This window comes from Methylocystis sp. (assembly GCF_050251305.1).
Lineage (GTDB): Bacteria > Pseudomonadota > Alphaproteobacteria > Rhizobiales > Beijerinckiaceae > Methylocystis.
Map to the genome: position 1 here is coordinate 1 of NZ_JBFWNB010000042.1, position 21,015 is coordinate 21,015.

The window sequence follows — 21,015 nt, forward strand, 5'->3', positions numbered from 1 at the left end:
GCGCGCGAGAGTAGGGCGGCGTTGAGCTCGAAGGAGGGATTTTCGGTCGTCGCGCCGATCAGCGTGATCGTCCCGTCCTCCATGACCGGGAGAAAGGAATCCTGCTGCGCGCGGTTGAATCGATGAATTTCGTCGACGAAGAGCAGCGTCCCCTGTCCGGCCGCGCGCCGCGCGCGCGCCGCCTCGAAGGTCTTCTTCAACTCGGCGACGCCGGAGAAGATCGCCGAAATCTGCACGAAGGCGAGGCTGGTTTCATGCGCGAGCAGCCGCGCCACCGTGGTCTTTCCGGTGCCTGGCGGTCCCCAGAAGATGAGCGAGCCAAGCGCGCCGGCGCGAATCAGGCGGGTCAGGGCGCCGTCGGGTCCGAGCAGATGAGCCTGGCCGGCCACCTCGTCGAGCCGCGTCGGGCGCAGCCGGTCGGCGAGCGGACGCGGCGCGTCGTCTTCGAGCTTCGCGGCTTGGAACAGATCGGACATCGTGACTGAATAACATAGCGGCGATGTTCGCCCGCGAGAATCTCAGGCGCCGCCGCAAGAGCGGTCATGGCGAATCAGGCGGCGCGACAGCGGCTTCGTCGAAGGCGCCGCGAAGACTGTCCACGGTCGGACGTCGACTGCTGAAGCGAAGCCGTTAACGAACGATTAACTCCGCCGCAAGTATTACAATTCGGTGAACGAAGTCGGGCCGGGGATTTTATTCGTTAAGCTTCGCGTGCAGAGCGTCGACATCAACCAAAGACTGGACCGTCGCACATGCGCACAATCGCTTTCGTCACCCAGAAGGGCGGCGCCGGCAAGAGCACGCTCGCGAGCAGCGTCGCCGTCGCCGCGCGTCACGCCGGAGAACGCGTGTTCATCATCGATCTCGACCCGCTGCAGACCCTGGTCAAATGGTCGAAAGCGCGCGGCGCCGCCGATATTGCGGTCGAACATGTGCCGCCGACAAAGTTGAGCAAGGCGCTTGCGGCGCTCGCCGCCAAAGGCGTGACGCTCGCCATTATCGACGCGCCGGGCCAGGAGGGCGAACATCTTGCGGCGGCCGTGCGCGCGGCCGATCTCTGCGTGATTCCGGCGCGTCCGAACGCCTTCGATCTGTGGGCGTCGGAAATCACGCGCCTGCGCGTGAAGGAGAAAGGCAAGGACTACGCCTTTCTGCTCAATCAATGTCCGCCCGCGCAGCAGAGCGCGCGCGTCGAACTCGGCGCCAAGGCGCTGCAGGCGATGGGCGGCCTTCTGGCGCCGCTCGTTTCGTCGCGCGTCGACTACCAGGAGGCGGCGCGGCTCGGATGGGGGGTCAGCGAATACAACCCCGACGGCGTCGCGGCGGCCGAGATGCGCGAGCTTTGGTCTTCGATCAAGCGCCGACTGAAGAAACCCAAATCGGGCGACGCAACCAAGGCTTCGTCCGCGAAAACTGCGAAGGCCGCAAAGAAGGCCGCGTGATCCTCCGCGTCATCCTCAAGGAGAGCGCCGCCAAGAGAGAGCCGCGCCGAGTCGCGCGGGCGCATCGCTCTAGCTGATCTCGACGATCCGCGCGCTGTGGTGGATGACCTCCGCCTTGTCGCCGACGGACTTGCCCATCAGCGCCTGGGCGAGCGGCGCGACATAGGGGATGAGGCCCTTCGCGGGATCAGCCTCGTCTTCGCCGACCAGCCGGAAGCTGCGGCGTTCGCCGTCATCGAGTTCGACGACGACGCGGTGCCCGAATCGAACGACCGAATGATCGGCGATCGGGCGGATGACCTCGGCGTTCGCCCGGCGCGCCGTCCAATAGCGCTGGTCGCGCTGCGCCAGCGCGAGCGCGTGATTGTCCTCGCTCGCCGAGGCGCGTTCGATTTCCTTATGGAGCCGCGCGAGCTCGTCCTCAATCTGCTGAAGGCCTTCCGGCGTGACGAGATTGCGATGCGGGCTGACCGGCCGGTCGGGCAGATCTTCGCGCGGATTGTCGTCGTCCTGTTCTTTGGTAAAAGCCGAACTCATGCCTAGCTGACCTTTGGTTCGCCGCGCCGGCGCGCCGAGCGTCCTTTGACAAAAATAAACGGCCCAAAGGGCCGTTAGCGAATATTAGAGCGGAGACGGCCGCTCTTGTCGAGAAATCGACTCCGCAATGCGACGATTTGCGCATGATCGCGAAAGCTTAGCCTGGAGCGTCAAAGGCCAAGCTCGGAAAGGCCGGGATGATCGGCCGGCCGCGGCCCCTGCGGCCAGCGATATTTCCGCTCGCTTTCGTCGATCGGCAGGTCATTGATGCTGGCGATTCGAAGCCGCATCAGGCCGTTCGCGTCGAATTCCCAATTTTCATTGCCGTAGGCGCGATACCACGCGCCCGAATCGTCGTGAAACTCATAGGCGAAACGCACTGCGATCCGATTGTCGCGAAAGGCCCAGATCTCCTTGATCAGCCGATAGTCCAGCTCGCGGCGCCATTTGCGCGTGAGAAAGGCGACGATCTCGTCGCGGCCGACGAGAAACTCGGCGCGGTTGCGCCAGCGGCTGTACTCCGTATAGGCGAGCGATACGCGTTCGGGATCGCGCGTGTTCCAGGCGTCCTCGGCCATCCGCACTTTCTGCGTCGCGGTTTCGAGCGTGAAAGGCGGCAGGGGCGGTCGCGACACTTCGGCGGTCCTCGTCGTTCGGCAATGAGATTCTAGCAAGCTGCGTCCGAATTCGAAAGGCGCAGGCCCATGTCGATGACGACGCGTCCGCGAATGTTTCCGGCGACGATCGCGCGGGCGCGATCCAGCGCGGCGTCGAAAGGAATGATCTCGCTCATCGCGTCGATCGCGGCCGGATCCAGGTCCCGCGCGATGCGCGCCCACGCCGTTCGCCGCAGCTCGATGCGCGGCCGCACGCTTTCGACGCCGAGCAGGGAGACCCCGCGCAAGATGAATGGCGCGACGGTCGCCGGCAGCTCCATGCCGCCGACATTTCCGCAAGCGGCGACGGCGCCGTCGCAACGCGTCTGCGCGAGGAGATTGGCGAGCGCGACGCCGCCGACGGTGTCGACGCCGACCGCGAAACGCTGCGTCTGCAGCGGCTTTCCCGGCGCCGCGAGTTCATCGCGGGCGATGATCTCGGTCGCGCCGAGGCGTTTCAGATATGCGTCTTCGCTGGCGCGTCCGGTGACCGCGGCGACGCGCCAGCCGGCCTTCGCGAGGAGCGCGACGGCGAAGGAGCCGACGCCGCCCGTCGCGCCTGTCACCACGGCGAGTCCGTCGTCGGGCCGCGCGCCATGGCGCTCGAGCGCCAGCAGGCAGAACATGGCGGTCAGTCCGGCGGTGCCGACCGCCATTGCGCGCGCCGGCGTGAGCGGCGGCGGCAGTTTCGCCAGCCAGGCGCCCGAAAGCCGCGCCTTCTCGGCGAAGCCTCCGTAATGGGCTTCCCCCAGCCCGCACGCCGTCGCAACCACGATGTCGCCGGGCGCAAATTCGGGATGCGCCGAGCGGGTCACGCGACCGGAGAGATCGACGCCGGGAATCATCGGGAACCGGCGCACCACCGGGCCCTTGCCGGTGACCGCGAGACCGTCCTTGTAGTTGATGGCCGAATAGGCGACGTCGACGTCGACGTCGCCATCCATCAAATCCTGCGCGCGCATGACGACGTAATCGGCGCGCTGGCCTTGATCGTTCTTGTCGATGCGAATGGCTCTGAAATTTGTCACTTCGGCGTCTCCCGCCCGGTCGCCGCGCCCAGAGCGGCGCCCTTAAACGGCCAAAAAAAGTCAAAAAAAAGAAAACATTGGGCCGCCGTAGCCGTTAAGCGCGGAAATGCCTTCCGATCATCTATGGAGAATCTGGCGACGCCAATAGTGCACAATATTTCTTGATGGGATGACGCCATTCTGTTAGGCACTGCATAAGTAACGGTGGGGCGCGATTCTATGCAGCGAAGCATTGACCAGGGGCGGTTGGGGCGGCGTCCATCTCAAAAGGAAGTGGTGAGCAATCCAATGACCCAAACCAATAACATTGAACTCGCAGCCGATATCGTTTCCGCCTATGTCAGCAACAACTCAGTTCCCGCCGGGGATTTGCCGGCGCTGATCAGCGAGGTCTACAACGCGCTGTTGCGCGTCGGCACGGGCGCGGTCGTTGCGCCGGCCGAGCCGCCGAAGCCGGCCGTCCCCGTCAAGCGTTCGGTGACGAACGATTACATCGTCTGCCTCGAGGACGGAAAGAAGTTCAAGTCGCTCAAGCGGCATCTGCGCACGCAATACGGCCTGTCGCCGGAAGATTATCGGGAGAAATGGGGCCTTCCCGCCGATTACCCGATGGTCGCGCCCAATTACGCCAAAGCGCGCTCCAATCTCGCCAAACAGATGGGGCTCGGCCAGCAGCGCCGCCGCCGCGGCAAATAAGGGCGGCGGAGCGGCCGCCCTTCTCAAGTCGAATGCAGCGGGCAGCCGCGTCTTCGCGGCTGCGTAGATGATTTCACACGCCGACGTCTGGGCGTTTCAGTTTTCTTCGTCGCTTTCAATATCGCCGTCGATCAGGCCGGAGACGTCGTCGTCGCCTTCCTCTTCCTCAAGGAAGGTGTCGTCTTCGGAATCGTCGCCCTCGATCTCCACTTCGTCTTCGGAGTCGAGTGATTCCGCTGCGGCCTCGGTCTCCTCGACCTCTTCGAGCGACACCGTGTCGGGGTTTTCTTTTTCGACTTCGGTCTCTTCTTCTTCCGGCTGGGCGCGCGCCGCCGTTCGCGTCATCGCGACGACCTGATAAATTGCGCCGCATTTCGGACAGACGATCGGATCCTTGTTCAAATCATAAAATTTCGTCGCGCAGGACTGGCATTGGCGTTTGGCGCCGAGTTCGGGTTTTGCCACGGTCGATTGGTCCTCGAGAAGCGGCGTGGGTGCGCCCCGCCTGAAATTGAGAGATGGAGAGACTGTGTGGGCGCTCCGGTTAGTGGCGTCGCGCGTCGCTGTCAAATAGGAAATGTGGCCTTCGCGCGCCCATTGCCAAGCGCCGCGCAGATTGGCATAGGATCGGAGCGATGCGGGTGTAGCTCAATGGTAGAGCAGCAGCCTTCCAAGCTGAATACGAGGGTTCGATTCCCTTCACCCGCTCCAGCCCATGTGCGACACGATCTCGACGGCGCGCGTAGCCTTGTCGGCGCAGGCAATTCCGCATTTTTCCGTCCGCCGCAGTTCAGATGCGGTAGCGGCCTCCCGCCGACGGGACGCCGCGGCGTTCCTTTCACGACCGAATCGATCTGGCGTTTACCAATTGCGCGGCGGCGCTGCGGCGACGACGGCGCCCGCGACGTCGCTCGCCACGCGTATTGGCGTCGGTTCGCTTCGTCCGCCGTCCCAGAGAAGGACCCGGCGTTAAGCTTTTCCGTCGATTTGCGCCGCGCGGGCGGCATGCGCGACGCGCGTGAGGCTTTGGCGGCGCCGGAAATCGGCTGGAACGCAACGCAAACTGCGCGCGGGCGCCGATTCGTGCCCGCTGCGTTCCCGGTTGATCCCAAAGCTTAACAGTAGGCCGCGAAACCGTTCAATCTTCTCCGTTGACAGACGCGGCGAAAAGAGTCCGCCGGCGGTTCTTTGGCGATCGGCGCGCATCACGCCCGAGTCGCGCGCTTCTTGCAATTTCTTGTGTTTCGGTTCGGCCCTGCGTCCATATATTGTTGGAACAGAGCGTGACTCGGAAAGAGTCAGCGATTCGGGCGCGATTCGTTCGTAGGCTGTTCGGAAGGTAAAGTCGCATTCCGCGCTAAGTGTCGATATGAAACGAAGGCGCGCCGCGCGCGAAGCAGGCAGCAAAGAAGAAGATGACAGTTGCGCCGTTTGACCCGGGGAGCCGCGCCGCCCCTCGCGCCAGGCCGCTCGATCGGAGCGTGGCCGCGGTGCTCGGTCCCACCAATACGGGCAAGACGCATTACGCGATCGAGCGGATGCTGTCCTTTGGGTCCGGCGTCATCGGTCTGCCGCTGCGGCTGCTGGCGCGGGAGGTTTATAATCGCGTCGCCGCGCGCATCGGCGCCGACAATGTCGCGCTCATCACCGGCGAGGAAAAGATCAAGCCGCGCGCGCCGGCCTATTGGGTGGCGACCGTCGAAGCGATGCCGCGCGACGTCGAGGCGGACTTCCTTGCGATCGACGAAGTCCAGCTCGCCGCCGACCTCGACCGCGGCCATATTTTCACCGACCGTCTGCTGAACTGGCGCGGACGCCAGGAGACTCTGCTGATCGGGGCCGCGACGATGGCGCCCCTCATTACCGAGCTCTTTCCCGGCGCGCCGATCTTCACGCGCCCGAGGCTGTCGGAGCTTTCCTTCGCCGGCGACAAGAAAATCTCACGGCTTCCGCCACGCACCGCCCTCGTCGCCTTTTCCACCGAAGAGGTCTACGCGATCGCCGAACTCATCAAGCGCCAGCGCGGCGGCGCGGCCGTCGTGCTGGGCGCGCTGTCGCCGCGGACCCGAAACGCTCAGGTCGAGCTCTATCAGAATGGCGACGTCGACTATATCGTCGCGACCGACGCCATCGGCATGGGCCTCAACCTCGACGTCGACCATGTCGCCTTCGCCTCCGATCGCAAATTCGACGGGATTCGCCATCGGCGGCTGACGCCCGCCGAATTCGGCCAGATCGCCGGCAGAGCGGGTCGACATATGAGCGACGGCTCTTTCGGCGCGACGGGACGTTGCCCGCCCTTCGACGAGGATTTGATCGAGGCTCTGGAAGACCACCGCTTCGATCCGGTGAAGACATTGCAATGGCGCAACACGGCGCTCGATTTCTCGTCGATCGACGCGCTGATGCAGTCGCTCGATCGGGTTCCGGCGCATCCCGATCTGGCGCGCGCCCGCGTCGCGGACGACCAGAGAGCGCTCGAAGCGGCGAGCCGCGACGAGGGCGCGCGGCGCAACGCCAAGGCGCCCGCCGACGTCGCGCGGCTTTGGGAAGCCTGTCAGATCCCGGACTACCGCAAGACCTCGCCGGCGGCGCACGCTGAACTGGCGCTCGCCGTATTCGCTTTCGTCGCGCGGCGGGGCAAGATCCCCGAGGACTGGATGGCGCGGCAGATCGAGACGGTCGACAGAGTGGACGGCGACATCGCGACGCTGTCAAACCGCCTCGCGCAAGTGCGCACCACGAGTTTCATCGCCAACCGTTCCGGTTGGCTGGACGATTCCGAGCATTGGCAGAGCGTCGCGCGTCGGGTAGAGGACAGCATATCCGACGCGTTGCACGACCGACTGACGCAGCGATTTGTCGATCGCCGCACCAGCGTGCTGATGCGCCGCTTAAGAGAGAACGCGATGCTAGAAGCCGAAATCAACGCCGCCGGCGACGTTCTGGTCGAAGGCCAGCATGTCGGAAGCCTACAGGGGTTTCGCTTTACGCCGGATCCGGGCGCGGCGGGCGAAGCCGCGAAAGCGTTGAACGCGGCGGCGCAGAAGGCGCTTGCGGGAGAATTCGAGGCGCGCGCGACGCGCGTGTTCGACGCGGTCGACGACGCTTTCGCGCTCGGCAATGACGGGCTTATTCGCTGGCTCGGCGAACCGGTCGCCAAGATCGCCGCCGGCGCCGGCGTGCTGACGCCGACGACGCGCGTGCTCGCCGACGAGCAGCTGACGGGCGCGGCGCTCGAGAAGGTCAAACAGCGGCTCGACCTCTGGCTCGCGCAGCACGTCAGGAAACTGCTCGGGCCGCTCGAACAGCTCGAGAAGGGCGAGGGCCTGGAAGGCGTGACGCGCGGCGTCGCCTTTCAGCTCGCCGAAGAATTGGGCGTGCTGGACCGCGCCCGCGTCGCCAAGGACGTGAAGGGCTTCTCGCAGGAGGACCGCGCCGCGCTGCGCAAGCTTGGCGTCCGCTTCGGCGCCTATCACATCTATGCGCCCGCGCTTCTCAAGCCGGCGCCCCGGGCGCTTGCGGCGCTGCTCTGGGCCCTGCATCACGGCGGTCTCGAAAATGTGAAGGGTCTCGAGGAAGTGCCGCATCTGGCGGCCTCCGGGCGGACGTCCTTCGCCGCCGACGCGTCGATCCCGAAAGGGTTTTACCGCGCCGCCGGGTTCCGGGTCTGCGGAGAGCGGGTCGTGCGCGTCGATATTCTCGAGCGTCTCGCCGATCTCATCCGGCCGGCGATCGCCTATCGGCCGGGGGTCACGGCGGGCGAACCGCCGCCCGGCGCGGCCGACGCCGACGGCTTCGTCGTCACCGTCGCGATGACCTCGCTCACGGGCTGTTCGGGCGAAGCCTTCTCCTCAATTCTCAAATCGCTCGGCTATGGATCGGCGCAACGCACGGGACCCGCCATCACTGTTCCGATAGTGGCGGCGGCTTCCATGCAGCCTGTGACGCCCAAGACCGAATCCGCCACGGCGGACGCGTCGGGCGATGCTCAGGCCGAAAGCGCGGCACCCGAGCCGGAGACCGTGGCCGAAGCCGCGCAGCCCGGCGAATCGCAGCCGGCGGCGTCGGCCGAAGAGCCCCCCGTCGAAGCGTCCGCCGCCGAGGACGCGGCAATAGAGGCGACTTCCGCTCCCGTCGAAGAGCCGCCGCTCGCGGCGGAACAGCCGGTCGAAGACGCGCTGCCCGCGGCGGAGTCGCCGCAGGACGCCGCCGCAGCGGCCGAACCAGGCGAAGAGGCCGCGCAGGAGGCTGCGTCCGCCGAGGCTGCGCCAGCCGTCGAGCCGGAGATGATCGAGATCTGGCGTCCCCAGCGTCACGCCCATTCCGGCCCGCGCGGTCGCGAGAGCGGCCCGCGCCGCCCGCCGCGGGATCAGGCCGCGGACGACAAGCGCCCGCCGCGTCGCGACCAGCGGCCGCGCGCCGAGGCGCCCGGGAAGGATGCGCGTCCCTTCGGAAAGCCGCGCCCGGAAGGCCGGCCGCCGCGCGACGACGGGCGCTCCCGTCGCCCCGGCGGCTTTGCGCCCGAGCGGCGGGAACGTCAGCCCGATCCGGATTCGCCCTTCGCCAAGCTGGCGGCGCTCAAGGCCGAGCTTGAGAAGAAGGGCAAATAGCGGCGCGTGCGCCGCGACCGCAGGCGTCGCCATCGTATTGCCAATAGTGAGGCGGAGAACTATTGCTGCCCCGGGGCGGGCGCGGCCGAGTGCTAGAGGGGCTTATGACGAAAATTTTGCCCGTGATCATGTGTGGCGGGTCGGGGACCCGGGTGTGGCCGGAGTCGCGCGAAACTCTCCCCAAACAGTTCATTCCGCTCGTCGGCGAGCGCTCGACCTTCCAGACGACGCTCGCGATGCTGGACGACCCGGCCTTTGAACGGCCGATCGTCGTCTCCAATTTCGACTACCGCTTCCTCGTCGCCGATCAGCTGCGCGAAATCGGCGCACAAGCCGACGTGGTGCTGGAGCCGTCGCGCCGCGACTCGGGCCCGGCGGTCGCCGTGGCCGCTGGCCTTGCCGCGCGCCGCGCGCCCGACACCGTCGTCGTGGTGCTCGCCGCCGACCATGTCGTGCGCAACACGGCGGGACTCGTCGATCTGTGCAAGCGGGCGGGCGCCGCCGCGGCGGAGGGCTATATCGTGACGCTCGGCGTCAAGCCCGACGGTCCGGCGACGGGCTACGGCTATCTGCGCCCCGGCGCGCCGCTCGCCGGCTGCTGCGAGGTCTACAAGCTCGACGCCTTCGTCGAAAAGCCGGACCGCAAGACCGCGCAGGACTACATCGACGCGGGCTATTTCTGGAACAGCGGCAATTTCATCTTCCGCGCCGATGTGATGCAGTCGGAGATCGCGCAATTCGAGCCCGGCATCTTCGCCGCCGCGGAGGCCGCGATCGAAGCGGCCCGCCAGGATCTCGGCTTCACGATTCTGAACGCCGAAGCCTTCGCGCATGCGCCGAAGAAATCCATCGACTACGCGGTGATGGAGAAAACCGACAAGGCGGCGCTGATTCCCGCCGACATCGGCTGGTCCGACGTCGGCACCTGGCGCGCCGTCTGGGAGCTTTCGGAGCGCGACGAGTGCGGCAATTCCGTGCGCGGCCATGGCGTCGTCATGGATGCGCGCAACGTCCATGTGCGCTCGGAGGACACGCTGACCACGGTCGTCGGCGTCGACGACATCATCGTCGTGACGACGCAAGACGCGGTGCTGGTGCTCAGCCACGAGCATGGCGATCAGGTCAAGCAGCTCGTCGACCAGCTGCGCAGCGAAAACCGGCGCGAAGCCGGAGAGCACAAGCGCATCTTCCGGCCCTGGGGCTATTATCAGGCGATCGACGAAGGCCAGCGCTATCAGGTGAAGCGCATCGTGGTGAAGCCGGGCCAGCGTCTGTCGCTGCAAAAGCACTTCCACCGCGCCGAACATTGGATCGTCGTGCGCGGCACGGCCGAAGTCGGCCGCGACGAAGAGACCCATCTCGTTCACGAGAACGAGTCGATCTATCTGCCGATCGGCTGCAAGCACCGGCTGATCAACCCCGGCAAGATCGATCTGGAGCTGATCGAAGTGCAGACGGGCTCCTATCTCGGCGAAGACGATATCGTCCGTTTCGAGGACGCCTATAATCGGGGTTAAGCGCCTCGGAGCTTTCCGCGTCACGCCCGGCCGTCCACGTTCAGACGCGAGCATCATTCACTGGCGGCGCAGCGGCGTGGATGGCCGCGACGCGCGCGGCCATGACGGAAACCGGCGTGTCGCACACGATCGTCAAAATCTGCGGTCTTTCCACGCCGGAGACGCTCGGCGCGGCGATCGAGGCCCGCGCGGATATGGCGGGCTTCGTCTTCTTCGAAAAGAGCCCGCGCCATATCGACCTTGAGACCGCGCGCACGCTCGGTCTTCTCGCGCAGGGGCGCATCAGCAAGGTCGCGCTCACCGTCGACGCCGACGACGCTGCGCTCGGCGACATCGTCGACGCGCTGGAACCTGACTATCTCCAGCTTCACGGGCAGGAGACGCCGGCGCGCGTCGCCGCGGCGAAGGCGCGGTTCGGTCTGCCCGTGATCAAGGCGATCGGCGTCGCTACGGCCGGCGACGTCGAATTGGCGCGCGCCTATGAGGGCGTCGCCGACGTCATTCTGTTTGACGCCAAACCAGCGCCGGACGCTTCGGTTCCCGGCGGCGCCGGCGTCGCGTTCGACTGGGATTTGCTGCGCAACATCTCCGCAGCAAACTGGATGCTTTCGGGCGGGCTCGATCCCGAGAACGTGGCGGAAGCGATGCGCCGCACCGGCGCCCGCGCGGTGGATGTCTCTTCCGGGGTCGAGCGCGAACGCGGCGTCAAGGACGCGGCGAAGATCAGAGCTTTTGTTGAGGCCGCCCGCGCCCTTTGAATTGAATCGCCGGAAAGTCTAAGAGTGCGCTTCGAGACGCTGGGCTGTCATTCCCGACGCTTCGCCTTGGCGAAGCGATCGGGAATCCAGATCCGCCAGCGAAGCGCGCGCAATTGCTCTGGATTCCCGGTCAGGCCTTCGGCCTGCCGGGAATGACAGCCACCGATCGACGAGGGTCGTTTCCGTTGAACAAGCCGCTTCCCAATTCCTTCCGCGCCGGCCCCGACGAAAACGGCCGCTTCGGCATTTTCGGCGGCCGTTTCGTCGCCGAAACGCTCATGCCGCTCGTGCTCGACCTCGAAGCGGCCTATGAGACGGCGAAGAACGACCCGGCCTTTCACGCGGAGCTCGCCGGTCTCCACAAACATTATGTCGGGCGCCCAAGCCCGCTCTATTTCGCCGAGCGCATCACGGATCATGTGCGCGAGCGCGCGGGCGCGGACAAAGGCGCCAAGGTTTATTTCAAGCGCGACGAGCTCAACCACACCGGCGCGCATAAGATCAACAATGTGCTGGGGCAGATTCTGCTCGCGCGGCGCATGGGCAAGAAGCGCATCATCGCCGAGACGGGCGCCGGCCAGCATGGCGTCGCCACCGCCACCGCCTGCGCGCGCTTCGGGCTCGATTGCGTCGTCTATATGGGCGCGGTCGACGTCGAGCGGCAGAAGCCGAACGTGTTCCGCATGAAGATGCTCGGCGCCGAAGTCATCCCCGTGCAGTCCGGCGCGCGCACGCTGAAAGACGCGATGAACGAGGCGCTGCGCGACTGGGTGACCAATGTCGCGAACACTTTCTACTGCATCGGCACGGCGGCGGGGCCGCATCCCTATCCGGCGATGGTGCGCGACTTCCAGTCGATCATCGGCAATGAAACGCGCGCGCAGATGCAGGAAATGGAGGGGCGATTGCCGGATTCGCTCGTCGCCTGCATCGGCGGCGGCTCCAACGCCATCGGCCTGTTCCATCCGTTTCTCGACGACGCAGGCGTCGAGATTTTCGGCGTCGAGGCGGCGGGCCACGGCGTCAATGTGCCGAACGGCCACGCGGCGTCGCTCACCGGCGGGCGGCCGGGCGTGCTGCACGGCAACCGCACCTATCTGTTGATGGACGACGACGGCCAGATTCTCGAAGGCCATTCGATTTCAGCCGGGCTCGATTATCCCGGCATCGGTCCCGAACATTCATGGCTGCATGAGATCGGCCGCGTGAAATATCTGAACGCCACCGACAAGGAGGCGCTCAACGCCTTCCAGCTCTGCTCGAAGCTCGAGGGCATCATTCCGGCGCTGGAACCCTCTCACGCGCTCGCCAAGGTGCTGGAGCTCGCGGCGCAGAAGCCGCGCGATCATCTGATGGTGATGAATATGTGCGGCCGCGGCGACAAGGATATTTTCACCGTCGCCGAGCATCTCGGCGGGATGTGAGCGGCTGACGCAGAGCAAGCAATTTCCCTCATCCTGGAGACCTTTGCGCGGAAAGCGATTTCTGCGCGAGTAGCCTGTTGTGGGCGGTTTGATTGGCTTGAAGGGGCAGTTTGAGTACGGTCGGCTGGATGCGCCTCGTCGCGGGACGCGCTTCTGGCGTCGCCGAGACGCTCATGGCGAGGCGAGGACGCGCCATCGACGCAGATTGAAGGCGAGGCAGAAGAGCGTGAGATCGGCGGCGTTGCGCAATTGCGTAAAGGCGCGCATGCGGCCAAGCCGATAAGTTCGCTTCATCGTGCCGAACAGGCTTTCGACCGCGCGTCGGGTCAGCGACAGTTCGTGATTGCGCAGGACCTGCGCTGCGGTCAGCGGCCGGCCGCGCCTTCTGCGCATGAGGCCGTCGCCCAATTGGCGGCGCGCCAGCTCTGCACGCAATCCGTCGCTGTCGTAGCCGCGGTCCGCATAGACGACCCCGTCCGCATGGTCGAGCAGCTGCGGCGCCGCCGCGACGTCCTGCACATTGGCGGGCGTCAGCGCCATGTCGCGCACGAGACCCGACCCGGCGTCGACGGCGACATGCATCTTGTAGCCAAAGGCGAAACGACCGCGTTCATTGGTTGTGCCGAACCGCGCCTCCCTGTCTGTCGCGCTCATCTTGCCTTCATCCATGCGCGGACGCCGTGCGGCGCTCGTCACCAGCGTCGCGTCGATCAGGGTTCTTTGCCTGACCATCAGGCCGGCCGCTGCGATCTGGCGATTGGCTTCGGCAAGCAGCTTGTCGAGCAGATCGTGGACGCCAAGCTTTTCGCGAAAACGCCAAATGGTTGAATGATCCGGCGTCGGATCGCCGAGCGACAGGCCGGCAAAAGCCATGAAACTCAGACGATCGGAGAGCGCCGTCTCCATCTCGGGATCGGACAAGCCATGCCAGCGCTGCAACAGCAGCGCCTTGAACATGACCAACGCCGGATAGGACGGCTCGCCGCGCGCCGCGACGGGAAGCGCGCTCAAAAGCTTCTCGAACGGCGCCCAATCGACGAGCGCCGCGATCTCCATCAGAGCCGAAGGCCCGGACTGTGGACGCTGCGCGATCAGCCCGTCGACAAAATCAAGCTGCCCAACTCGACGCTTCGGCATGACCAGCCTCCCGCTTTCAGAAGGAGTGAATCACGTCCCCCAATTCGTGCAAAGGTCTCCAGAATGAGGAGCGCCCGTAAGGGCGTGTCTCGAAGGGGCAGGGAAATTGCGCTGCGCCCTCGTGCTTCGAGACGCGCCTTTCAGGCGCTCCTTCAGCATGAGGAAAATGGCGGCGCCCATCTTTGCGCTGTACACGCAGCGAAATCGCTAAAATTTGCCGCGCGCCACGCACCTTTGCGCGATCTCGTTCAGCCGGCGGCCGCGTTCGGCCTCGTCCGTCACCCCGGCGAGCGCCTTGCTGCGGATCGCCTCCTGCGCCGTGCACTGACAGGCGTCGTGGCAGATGTTTCCCTCGCCGCCCTGTTCCATGCAGCGCGCTTCGCATGAGGCGACGAATTCCGTCGTGTCGACGGCGGGCGGCGCGAGAATGGCGAGCCCCAGCAGCAGCGCGAAGAGCGCCGGCTGATGCGCGAGATAGATGAGAAGGCTGTGGCGTCCGAGAAACGGCAGCCACGTCCTCGCGCCGCGTGTGGGCGCAGGATCAGCGCGCGCTTCGGCCCTTTCCCCGTAAACGGCGAGCGCAAGCTTTCCCGCCGCCACGCCGAGCAGCAGCGCGCCGGCCCAGGGAAACAGCGGACGCCAGTCCTGGGTCATCGGCTCGCTCGTCGACAGCCCGATCCATTGCAGCCAATCGGCGTTGAAGGCGGGCGACGCAAGAAACTCCCCGCCGGCGAGGAAGAAAGCGCCGCCGGCCAGGGCCACGGGCCAGGGCGCGAGCAGAAAGGGAACGGCGATCAGACTGGCGACGGCGATGCAATGCAGAATGCCGAAGAACACGAACGCTTTCGGAAAGGCGACATAGGTGCCCGCCGACACCAGCGCCGCCGCCGCGACGACGAGCGCCAATCGGCGCCAGAAGGCCGGCCAGCGCATATGGCGGCGATGCGCCAGGACCAGCGCGACGCCGGCGATGAAGAGAAAGGCGAAGGCGATCGAATGGCCGAACAGCCTGACGGGCGTCGACCAGGGCAGATTCGCTGGCGCATAGCCCAAATGCGCGAGATCCCAGATCAGATGAAAGACGACCATCGCCAGGACGGCGAGGCCGCGCGCCGCGTCGAGCGCCAGCCAGCGGGTCGTCGTCATCGATGCGCGGACGCCGGCGGCGGGCCTTGGAATTTGCCGAGCGCCATGTCCGGCGCCGAAAAGCCGGCAAGCGCCGCGCCGCCGGCTCCCCGAAGAAAGCGGCGGCGATCCAATGTCGTCGTCACGTGAAAATTCCCGTCGCCTTCAAGAGCCCTGCGGCGCCGCCTCGGCCCGTCAGCAATCTTTCGCTGTTCTCAAAGGCGAAAACAAGGAGCGACGGGCGCTTGCCGCGCCGCGCCTTTCTCTCTGCCGCGCGCGGTCGCGCGATCAGTAATCGCCGTCGTCGAACAGCGCGGCGAACGGGCTGCTGCGCGCGGCGCGCCCGCCATAGGCCTGTCGGCGCTGCGCGGCTTGAGCGTGAGCGACGCCGCGGCTGCGCCGCGCGCTGGCGTAATAATGGCCGCGCGGCGGCGCGCCGGTGATCGAAATGCTGCCGCCTTCTCGTTGCACCATCTGGTACAGCATCGCCGCATGGCCGGGCGACAGGCGCACGCAGCCGTGCGACGCCGGACGGCCGAGCATGCCTGTCTCATAGGAGCCGTGGATCGCATAGCCGCCGCGGAAGAAGATCGAGTGCGGCATGGGCGACATATGGTATTTGCGCGAATAATGCATGCGCTGCATGCCCGACGGCGCGAAGGAGCCGCGCGGCGTGGAATAGCCCGCGCGGGCTGTCGACACCGGCCAGGAATAGCTGCCGGACGACGACTGGACGTGCATCGTCTGCGTCGAGAGATTAATATGGATGCGCGCGGTGGCGTTTGCCGCGCCCGTGAGGGCGAAAAGACAGGCCGTCGCGGGAAGGATGACTGAAAAACGCATGGCGGGACTCCTGACGCAACGCGCTAGCGACTGGCCCGGCATTTTGCGCTGGCTTGGCGCTGCATCAACTTAAATGAAGCAGTAAGCTTTACCGGCAAGGATAAATCGCAACCCTTTGCGCGCGGCGCGCATCAAGATTGGGGGCGAGACGCATGACGACAGGTTCGACGTTACGCCTGTTTCGCGCGGGGCTGGTCGCCTTGGCCGTTCTCGCGGCGCAAATAGGCGCGTTCGCGCAGGATCGGGGGACGCTCGACCCGAAGCCGCTGCCCCCGCTCGCCAATCCTTCGAGCCCCAAGACGCCGGCGCGAGAATTGTTCGGCCGGGCGGAGGAGTCGGCGTCGCTTCGTCCCGATCCGATCGGCTTCTATTCGCGCGGCTGTCTGGCCGGAGGCAAGCCGCTGCCGGTCAATGGCCCGCACTGGCAGGTCATGCGCCTGTCGCGCAACCGCAATTGGGGACATCCCAACCTCATCGCCTTCTTGAAGAATTTCTCCTCCAGGGCGTCGAGAGAGTCCGGCTGGCCGGGCCTGCTCGTCGGCGATCTGTCGCAGCCGCGCGGCGGACCGATGCTCAACGGCCACGCCTCGCATCAGATCGGCCTCGACGCCGACATCTGGCTGACGCCGATGCCCCATCGCGAGCTGACCCGCGAGGAACGCGAAGAGATGATGGCGACCGACGTCGTGCGCGACGACAGGCTCGATATCCGTCCCGATGTCTGGAGCGAGAGCCATCTTGCCGTGATCCGCGCCGCGGCGATGGATCCGGCCGTGCAGCGCATCTTCGTCAACGCCGCGATCAAACGCGCATTGTGCCGGGCCGCGCAGGGTGAAAGCTGGATGCGCAAGGTGCGGCCGATGTGGGGCCATAATTATCACTTCCACATCCGGCTGTATTGCCCAAACGGCTCGAACTGCCGCGACCAGGATCCGACGCCGCCGGGCGACGGCTGCGACGCGTCGCTCGCCGGGTGGTTCAGGCCCGAGATCTTGCACCCCAGGAAATCCGGAAAAAGCTGGCCGCCGATGACGATGGCGGGCCTGCCGGCCGCCTGCCGGGACGTGTTGCGGGCGCGGTAGCCGCCCTCAGCCGCTGCAGCCGTCGACCGGGCAGGCGACGCCGGTGCCGCCGAGGCCGCAATAGCCCGCGGGGTTCTTGGCGAGATATTGCTGGTGATCGGCTTCGGCGTAATAGAACGGCCGACCCTCGGCGATTTCCGTGGTGATCGCGCCGACGCCAGCCTCCGTCAATACGCGTTGGTACGTAGCGCGCGACTGCTTCGCGGCGGCGAGCTGCTCCGGCGTCGACACATAGATGGCCGAGCGATATTGCGTGCCGTAGTCATTGCCCTGGCGCATGCCCTGGGTCGGGTCATGGCTCTCCCAGAACAGCCGCAACAGCGCTTCGAACGAGATGGCGGGCGGCTGATAGACTACGAGAACGACCTCGGCATGGCCGGTGCGGCCGCTGCAGACGTCCGCATAGGTCGGATTTTTTGTCACGCCGCCGGCGTAGCCGACCGCCGTCACATAGACGCCTTCGCCGGCCTGCCAGAATTTGCGCTCCGCGCCCCAGAAGCAGCCCATGCCGAAGAGGACCTGTTCCGAGCCCAGCGGAAAGGGCGGATCGAGCGGCCGCCCGTTAACGAAATGGCGCGCGCCATGCGCCAGGGGCGTTTCGCGGTCGGGGATCGGCCCGAGTAGTCTGGAGAGCGCGCGTTCGTCGAAGATCGCCATGGCGCCAATATAGCGCGCGGCGCCGACAGGAACTAGCGGCGGGCGTAATAGAGCGGCGCCTGCCGCCGGTGGCTGACCAGGATGAGCAGGGCGCCGACGCCGCCGAAGGCGACGCTGACCGGCGCCAGCATCAGCGTCGTCAGCACTGGATCCCAGAGAAAGGCCGACAGATTCTCGACGCTCGACTGCAGCGACTGGTAGAGGCCGGGGAAGAGCTCGGACATGCCGGCGTTGACGCTTGTCACCATCACGCGTCCGGCGGCGATCGAGCGCGTGCCGTCGACGATGAGGGCGATAAAGCCGCCGGCGAGCAGCAGAAGGCCGATCAGTCTTGTCAGGAGTCGCAGCATGGTCTCTTCGTCGGAGGGGTCGAAGCGGGCGATCGCCAGGAAAGCGCGGGAAGAATATGCGTCGGAGGGGCGCCTGTCCATGTGCGGCGTTGCGTTTAAGGCGCGCGTGAATATATTGCGCGCTTCGCCGGAGGGGTGGCCGAGTGGTTGAAGGCGCACGCCTGGAAAGTGTGTATGCGGGAAACCGTATCGCGGGTTCGAATCCCGCCCCCTCCGCCAGGCGAGTTCGCGCGCGCCGATTCGACGCGCGGCCCAATCATTTCACTCACTCGTCCGTCCCCGGTCTTTTCGCCGCTTCGACGAGCGCGCGAATGGCCCAGCGCTGCATGTTGCGCGCCTCGGCGTCGTCGAGCTGCAGAACATCCTTGGCGACGATCATCGCCTCCGGCCCCATGACCAGCGCCAGCGCATTCTGCAGCAGCTTTCGCGCGTTTGGCCGGAACTGATCGCGAGCCGGCGCGATCGCGGCTTCGATCAGCGGCGTCCGCCGGTTCTGCCGCTTGAGGAGCCGGCCGCTTTCGTCAGTCGGCATGTCGCGCTGAATGGCGCTCGCGAGCATGGTGCGCAGCAGCAGCTCGTTCTCGTGCATCATGTCGTGCAGCGCAGTCTCGACGCGCTGCAGACGTGCGAGGGGATCGACCGAGCCGTCGTGTCGGAACAAAGCTTCGGGCTCCGGCGTGGCGATGTCCACCGCCGCTTCGATCAGGAGAGACTCGACATTTGGAAAGTAGCGATAGGCGGTCGCGCGCGAGATCAGCGCCGCTTCAGCGATCTCGTCAAGGGTAGGGGTCCGGCCCTGCTTCGCGAGTCGGGACGCGGCCTGGAGGAGGTCTTTCCGCGTGCGCGCCTTCTGATTCTGGCGCCCGGAACGTTCTGCGTCCGACACGTCAGTCCTGAGGCAATTGGCGCACGATCGACGCGAAATCGATCCATACGTTTTCGCGCTTGATGGTCCCGGCTTGGGTGAATTCGACGACGTGAAGCAAGCGGAATTCCAGCGGACGGTCGCGGCCCTCCAGTCCGAACGGCTTGCCGGGCGCCCGGCCTGCCCAGATCGACTCGTCGATCATGAAGTTCTCGCCATAGCGACGCCTGACGCAGCGCACGCTGCTGTCGGAGAGGTCGCGGAAGGTGGCCTCATAAAATCGGCGCGCTGCTTCGCGGCCATGCGACGGACCGGTCGGCCAACCGACGATGTCGTGCTCGACGTCGTCCGCAAGCGTCGCGAGCACGCCATCGACGTCGTCGGAGCCTTCGTACGCGAAGTGCTCGTCCATTTTCTCGTCCATCTGCTGCGGAGTCAGCGGCATCACACACCTCCCGAATCTTGCGATACGAAACAGGTAATGAGACGATTATCTCATGTCAATACAGATATCTTACCTGGCTGTCCCGAGTCGCGGCGTACTCGCGCATTGAGCCCGTCGACCCAGGTCGTGTACGATCCAGTTTCGCGCGCCAGAAATTTCTCAGCGGCGCCGCATGAGACGCCATGACCCGCCTTCGCATGCATAGGGAGAAGCACCTCGTCCAGCGCATCGGCTGGCTGAGGGCGGCCGTGCTCGGGGCCAATGACGGCATCGTCTCGACTGCCAGCCTGATCGTCGGCGTCGCCGCCGCCGAAACGGGGCGCGACGACGTGCTGATCGCCGGCGCCGCCGGATTGGTCGCCGGCGCCATGTCGATGGCCGCGGGCGAATATGTGTCGGTCAGTTCCCAGTCCGATACGGAAAAGGCCGATCTTGCGCGCGAGCGCAGAGAATTGAGCGAGCAGATCGAACTCGAACGGGAAGAGCTTGCTCAGATCTATGTCGAGCGCGGCGTCGATCCCGACCTCGCCCGGCAGGTGGCGCTGCAGCTGATGCAGAAGGACGCGCTGACCGCGCATGCGCGCGATGAATTGGGCATCTCGGAGATCGTCTCCGCCAGGCCGGCGCAGGCGGCGTTGACGTCGGCCGTCACTTTCGCCGCGGGCGCCGCGCTGCCGCTGCTAGTCCTGTGGACGGCGCCGCGAGACGCCATCGTCCCGGCCGTCTCTGCGGCGTCCTTGGGCTGTCTCGCATTGCTCGGCGCCATCGGCGCGAGGGCGGGGGGCGCGCCTATTCTGCGCGCAACGCTTCGCGTGACGTTCTGGGGCGCATTGGCGCTCGCGTTCACGGCGAGCGTCGGCATGATTTTCGACATGGCGGGCTGACGCGCGACAGAACCGCGGGTTACGGACGACCGTTACAGGGCATATGCGCGCGTCTTTACGAATGGAGCGGAACATGATGCGGGCGGCCTTATGCGCGATTGCGGGCGCGGCGGCTTTGTCGGTCGGCGCGTCGGTTGCGGAGGAGCGCGCATCCGCCGAAATCGTCACCGAAATTGCGCGCGCGACGAAAACCGCCGCGGGGCGGCCGATCACGCTTCCGCAAGGGCCTTTGGAGGTCGTGGCGTCGATCTACACGCTGGCGCCGGGCGCGAGATTGCCGGAGCACAAGCATCCGTTTCAGCGCTATGCCTATGTCCTTCAGGGCGAACTGATGGTCCAGCAGGCCGATTCAGGGTCGCGGGTGTACCGCGCGGGCGAATTCGTCATTGAAAGCGTCGACCGCTGGCATTTCGGCGCCACGGTCGGCGACGTCCCGGTCAAATTGCTGGTCATCGATCAATCGCCGCCGGGCGTCGAAACGACGGTCAATCGGCCCTCGCAGCCGTAAGGGCGCGCGTCGCCTGTCGTTTCCGCCTCGGGCCGCAAAGCGCGTGACGGTCGGTTCGCCCGACGCAGCTTGACGGCGATGCGCGGGATAAGGGATGGCTGTCCCGGCGGGAGAACCGACCCGCTCTCATCGAGGAGGAACGGATGATCATCAGCCGCATGATGTTTGCTGTCGTCGCGCTCGGCGCTCTTGCGATGGCGCCGGCCGCGCGCGCCGGCGACAAAGAGGTTTTGACCTATTGCATGGAAGACGTTCAGCGGCTCTGCGCCGGCGTCCAACCCGGCGGCGGCCGGATTATGAAGTGCCTCAAGGCGCATAAGGAAGGCATGAGCGTGGGCTGCGCTCAGGGGCTGATGAAATTGAAGGGCGGCAGGTAAGCGGCAGGTAAGCGGCAAGTCAGCAAGACGCCGAACGCCCCGCCTTCGATCTCGGCGGGGCGTTCTCGGGC

23 protein-coding genes and 2 tRNA genes are annotated in these 21,015 nt (G+C 65.9%); 12 read left to right on the forward strand and 13 right to left on the reverse strand.

Annotated features, from left to right (window positions below; genetic code table 11):
- On the reverse strand, positions 1–476 hold a 476-nt coding region (locus AB7F41_RS13005), incomplete at its 3' end, for an AAA family ATPase (protein ID WP_428406607.1).
- Between the two features lie 276 nt (positions 477–752).
- Between AB7F41_RS13005 and AB7F41_RS13010 the strand changes: the two genes are divergently transcribed.
- Complete coding sequence (locus tag AB7F41_RS13010; protein WP_428382201.1) at positions 753–1,442, forward strand: AAA family ATPase; 690 nt, start codon at positions 753–755, stop codon at positions 1,440–1,442.
- 69 nt (positions 1,443–1,511) lie between these two features.
- On the opposite strand, the gene greA is transcribed toward AB7F41_RS13010, so the two are convergent.
- From greA to AB7F41_RS13025, 3 genes are all read right to left on the reverse strand, one after another.
- Entirely contained in the window at positions 1,512–1,979 is a 468-nt protein-coding gene (gene greA / locus AB7F41_RS13015) for a transcription elongation factor GreA (RefSeq protein WP_428382199.1), read from the reverse strand.
- Positions 1,980–2,149: 170 nt separating this feature from the next.
- On the reverse strand, positions 2,150–2,614 hold the full coding sequence (locus tag AB7F41_RS13020) for a DUF1348 family protein (RefSeq protein ID WP_428382197.1): 465 nt from the start codon (positions 2,612–2,614) through the stop codon (positions 2,150–2,152).
- Positions 2,615–2,646: 32 nt separating this feature from the next.
- Positions 2,647–3,663 (reverse strand): MDR family oxidoreductase, encoded by a 1,017-nt coding sequence (locus tag AB7F41_RS13025; protein ID WP_428382195.1) that lies wholly within the window; start codon positions 3,661–3,663, stop codon positions 2,647–2,649.
- A gap of 288 nt (positions 3,664–3,951) precedes the next feature.
- Here AB7F41_RS13025 and AB7F41_RS13030 point away from each other — a divergent pair, with 288 nt between their 5' ends.
- Positions 3,952–4,359 carry a MucR family transcriptional regulator gene (locus AB7F41_RS13030; RefSeq protein ID WP_428382193.1) on the forward strand — a complete coding sequence of 136 codons (408 nt, stop codon included), beginning with the start codon at positions 3,952–3,954 and terminating at the stop codon, positions 4,357–4,359.
- Between the two features lie 96 nt (positions 4,360–4,455).
- Here AB7F41_RS13030 and AB7F41_RS13035 read toward each other — a convergent pair whose 3' ends face one another.
- Positions 4,456–4,824, reverse strand: coding sequence for a TIGR02300 family protein (locus AB7F41_RS13035; RefSeq protein WP_428382191.1), 369 nt, complete (start codon positions 4,822–4,824; stop codon positions 4,456–4,458).
- Between the two features lie 172 nt (positions 4,825–4,996).
- On the opposite strand from AB7F41_RS13035, the gene AB7F41_RS13040 reads away from it, so the two are divergent.
- From AB7F41_RS13040 to trpB, 5 genes are all read left to right on the forward strand, one after another.
- A tRNA-Gly gene (locus AB7F41_RS13040) sits at positions 4,997–5,070 on the forward strand.
- Between the two features lie 704 nt (positions 5,071–5,774).
- Entirely contained in the window at positions 5,775–8,972 is a 3,198-nt protein-coding gene (locus tag AB7F41_RS13045) for a helicase-related protein (RefSeq protein ID WP_428382189.1), read from the forward strand.
- A gap of 104 nt (positions 8,973–9,076) precedes the next feature.
- On the forward strand, positions 9,077–10,489 hold the full coding sequence (locus AB7F41_RS13050; RefSeq protein WP_428382187.1) for a mannose-1-phosphate guanylyltransferase/mannose-6-phosphate isomerase: 1,413 nt from the start codon (positions 9,077–9,079) through the stop codon (positions 10,487–10,489).
- Between the two features lie 101 nt (positions 10,490–10,590).
- Positions 10,591–11,247: a phosphoribosylanthranilate isomerase gene (locus AB7F41_RS13055; RefSeq protein WP_428382185.1), complete on the forward strand. Its 657-nt coding sequence runs from the start codon at positions 10,591–10,593 to the stop codon at positions 11,245–11,247.
- Positions 11,248–11,399: 152 nt separating this feature from the next.
- Positions 11,400–12,671, forward strand: a complete 1,272-nt coding sequence (gene trpB, locus AB7F41_RS13060) for a tryptophan synthase subunit beta (protein WP_428406609.1) — start codon at positions 11,400–11,402, stop codon at positions 12,669–12,671.
- A 171-nt stretch (positions 12,672–12,842) separates the two neighbouring features.
- Here the strand turns inward: trpB and AB7F41_RS13065 are convergent, their stop codons facing one another.
- From AB7F41_RS13065 to AB7F41_RS13080, 4 genes are all read right to left on the reverse strand, one after another.
- Positions 12,843–13,808, reverse strand: a complete 966-nt coding sequence (locus AB7F41_RS13065; RefSeq protein WP_428382181.1) for an IS5 family transposase — start codon at positions 13,806–13,808, stop codon at positions 12,843–12,845.
- Positions 13,809–14,015: 207 nt separating this feature from the next.
- Positions 14,016–14,954: a heparan-alpha-glucosaminide N-acetyltransferase gene (locus AB7F41_RS13070; RefSeq protein WP_428382180.1), complete on the reverse strand. Its 939-nt coding sequence runs from the start codon at positions 14,952–14,954 to the stop codon at positions 14,016–14,018.
- Complete coding sequence (locus AB7F41_RS13075) at positions 14,951–15,079, reverse strand: hypothetical protein (RefSeq protein ID WP_428382178.1); 129 nt, start codon at positions 15,077–15,079, stop codon at positions 14,951–14,953. The genes AB7F41_RS13070 and AB7F41_RS13075 overlap by 4 nt, the downstream gene beginning before the upstream one ends.
- Before the next feature lie 142 nt (positions 15,080–15,221).
- Positions 15,222–15,776 (reverse strand): L,D-transpeptidase, encoded by a 555-nt coding sequence (locus AB7F41_RS13080; protein WP_428382177.1) that lies wholly within the window; start codon positions 15,774–15,776, stop codon positions 15,222–15,224.
- Between the two features lie 152 nt (positions 15,777–15,928).
- Between AB7F41_RS13080 and mepA the strand changes: the two genes are divergently transcribed.
- Entirely contained in the window at positions 15,929–16,858 is a 930-nt protein-coding gene (gene mepA / locus AB7F41_RS13085) for a penicillin-insensitive murein endopeptidase (RefSeq protein WP_428382175.1), read from the forward strand.
- 6 nt (positions 16,859–16,864) lie between these two features.
- Here the strand turns inward: mepA and msrA are convergent, their stop codons facing one another.
- Entirely contained in the window at positions 16,865–17,515 is a 651-nt protein-coding gene (gene msrA, locus AB7F41_RS13090; protein ID WP_428382173.1) for a peptide-methionine (S)-S-oxide reductase MsrA, read from the reverse strand.
- A 32-nt stretch (positions 17,516–17,547) separates the two neighbouring features.
- A complete protein-coding gene (locus tag AB7F41_RS13095) occupies positions 17,548–17,946 on the reverse strand; it encodes a hypothetical protein (RefSeq protein WP_428382171.1) in 399 nt (132 codons plus the stop codon).
- Between the two features lie 48 nt (positions 17,947–17,994).
- Here AB7F41_RS13095 and AB7F41_RS13100 point away from each other — a divergent pair.
- Positions 17,995–18,084, forward strand: a tRNA-Ser gene (locus AB7F41_RS13100).
- 46 nt (positions 18,085–18,130) lie between these two features.
- Here the strand turns inward: AB7F41_RS13100 and AB7F41_RS13105 are convergent.
- Entirely contained in the window at positions 18,131–18,751 is a 621-nt protein-coding gene (locus AB7F41_RS13105; protein WP_428382169.1) for a TetR/AcrR family transcriptional regulator, read from the reverse strand.
- 1 nt (position 18,752) lies between these two features.
- Positions 18,753–19,175, reverse strand: coding sequence for an ester cyclase (locus AB7F41_RS13110; RefSeq protein ID WP_428382167.1), 423 nt, complete (start codon positions 19,173–19,175; stop codon positions 18,753–18,755).
- Positions 19,176–19,357: 182 nt separating this feature from the next.
- Between AB7F41_RS13110 and AB7F41_RS13115 the strand changes: the two genes are divergently transcribed.
- The 3 genes from AB7F41_RS13115 (at position 19,358) to AB7F41_RS13125 (ending at position 20,944) form a co-directional block, all read left to right on the forward strand.
- On the forward strand, positions 19,358–20,059 hold the full coding sequence (locus tag AB7F41_RS13115; RefSeq protein ID WP_428382165.1) for a VIT1/CCC1 transporter family protein: 702 nt from the start codon (positions 19,358–19,360) through the stop codon (positions 20,057–20,059).
- A gap of 73 nt (positions 20,060–20,132) precedes the next feature.
- Positions 20,133–20,567 (forward strand): cupin domain-containing protein, encoded by a 435-nt coding sequence (locus tag AB7F41_RS13120; RefSeq protein WP_428382163.1) that lies wholly within the window; start codon positions 20,133–20,135, stop codon positions 20,565–20,567.
- A 143-nt stretch (positions 20,568–20,710) separates the two neighbouring features.
- The gene (locus tag AB7F41_RS13125) at positions 20,711–20,944 is read left to right on the forward strand and encodes a cysteine rich repeat-containing protein (protein WP_428382161.1); all 234 of its coding nucleotides are present in this window, start codon (positions 20,711–20,713) and stop codon (positions 20,942–20,944) included.
- The last annotated feature ends 71 nt before the right edge of the window (positions 20,945–21,015 follow it).

What these genes read in the sequence shown, in the direction of transcription:
- AB7F41_RS13010 (WP_428382201.1), top strand. Translation starts at nt 753, where the DNA reads ATGCGCACAATCGCTTTCGTCACCCAGAAGGGCGGCGCCGGCAAGAGC.
- greA (WP_428382199.1), bottom strand. Translation starts at nt 1,979, where the DNA reads ATGAGTTCGGCTTTTACCAAAGAACAGGACGACGACAATCCGCGCGAA.
- AB7F41_RS13030 (WP_428382193.1), top strand. Translation starts at nt 3,952, where the DNA reads ATGACCCAAACCAATAACATTGAACTCGCAGCCGATATCGTTTCCGCC.
- AB7F41_RS13045 (WP_428382189.1), top strand. Translation starts at nt 5,775, where the DNA reads ATGACAGTTGCGCCGTTTGACCCGGGGAGCCGCGCCGCCCCTCGCGCC.
- AB7F41_RS13050 (WP_428382187.1), top strand. Translation starts at nt 9,077, where the DNA reads ATGACGAAAATTTTGCCCGTGATCATGTGTGGCGGGTCGGGGACCCGG.
- AB7F41_RS13055 (WP_428382185.1), top strand. Translation starts at nt 10,591, where the DNA reads ATGACGGAAACCGGCGTGTCGCACACGATCGTCAAAATCTGCGGTCTT.
- trpB (WP_428406609.1), top strand. Translation starts at nt 11,400, where the DNA reads ATGACAGCCACCGATCGACGAGGGTCGTTTCCGTTGAACAAGCCGCTT.
- AB7F41_RS13065 (WP_428382181.1), bottom strand. Translation starts at nt 13,808, where the DNA reads ATGCCGAAGCGTCGAGTTGGGCAGCTTGATTTTGTCGACGGGCTGATC.
- AB7F41_RS13070 (WP_428382180.1), bottom strand. Translation starts at nt 14,954, where the DNA reads ATGACGACGACCCGCTGGCTGGCGCTCGACGCGGCGCGCGGCCTCGCC.
- AB7F41_RS13080 (WP_428382177.1), bottom strand. Translation starts at nt 15,776, where the DNA reads ATGCGTTTTTCAGTCATCCTTCCCGCGACGGCCTGTCTTTTCGCCCTC.
- mepA (WP_428382175.1), top strand. Translation starts at nt 15,929, where the DNA reads ATGACGACAGGTTCGACGTTACGCCTGTTTCGCGCGGGGCTGGTCGCC.
- msrA (WP_428382173.1), bottom strand. Translation starts at nt 17,515, where the DNA reads ATGGCGATCTTCGACGAACGCGCGCTCTCCAGACTACTCGGGCCGATC.
- AB7F41_RS13095 (WP_428382171.1), bottom strand. Translation starts at nt 17,946, where the DNA reads ATGGACAGGCGCCCCTCCGACGCATATTCTTCCCGCGCTTTCCTGGCG.
- AB7F41_RS13110 (WP_428382167.1), bottom strand. Translation starts at nt 19,175, where the DNA reads ATGCCGCTGACTCCGCAGCAGATGGACGAGAAAATGGACGAGCACTTC.
- AB7F41_RS13115 (WP_428382165.1), top strand. Translation starts at nt 19,358, where the DNA reads ATGACCCGCCTTCGCATGCATAGGGAGAAGCACCTCGTCCAGCGCATC.
- AB7F41_RS13120 (WP_428382163.1), top strand. Translation starts at nt 20,133, where the DNA reads ATGATGCGGGCGGCCTTATGCGCGATTGCGGGCGCGGCGGCTTTGTCG.
- AB7F41_RS13125 (WP_428382161.1), top strand. Translation starts at nt 20,711, where the DNA reads ATGATCATCAGCCGCATGATGTTTGCTGTCGTCGCGCTCGGCGCTCTT.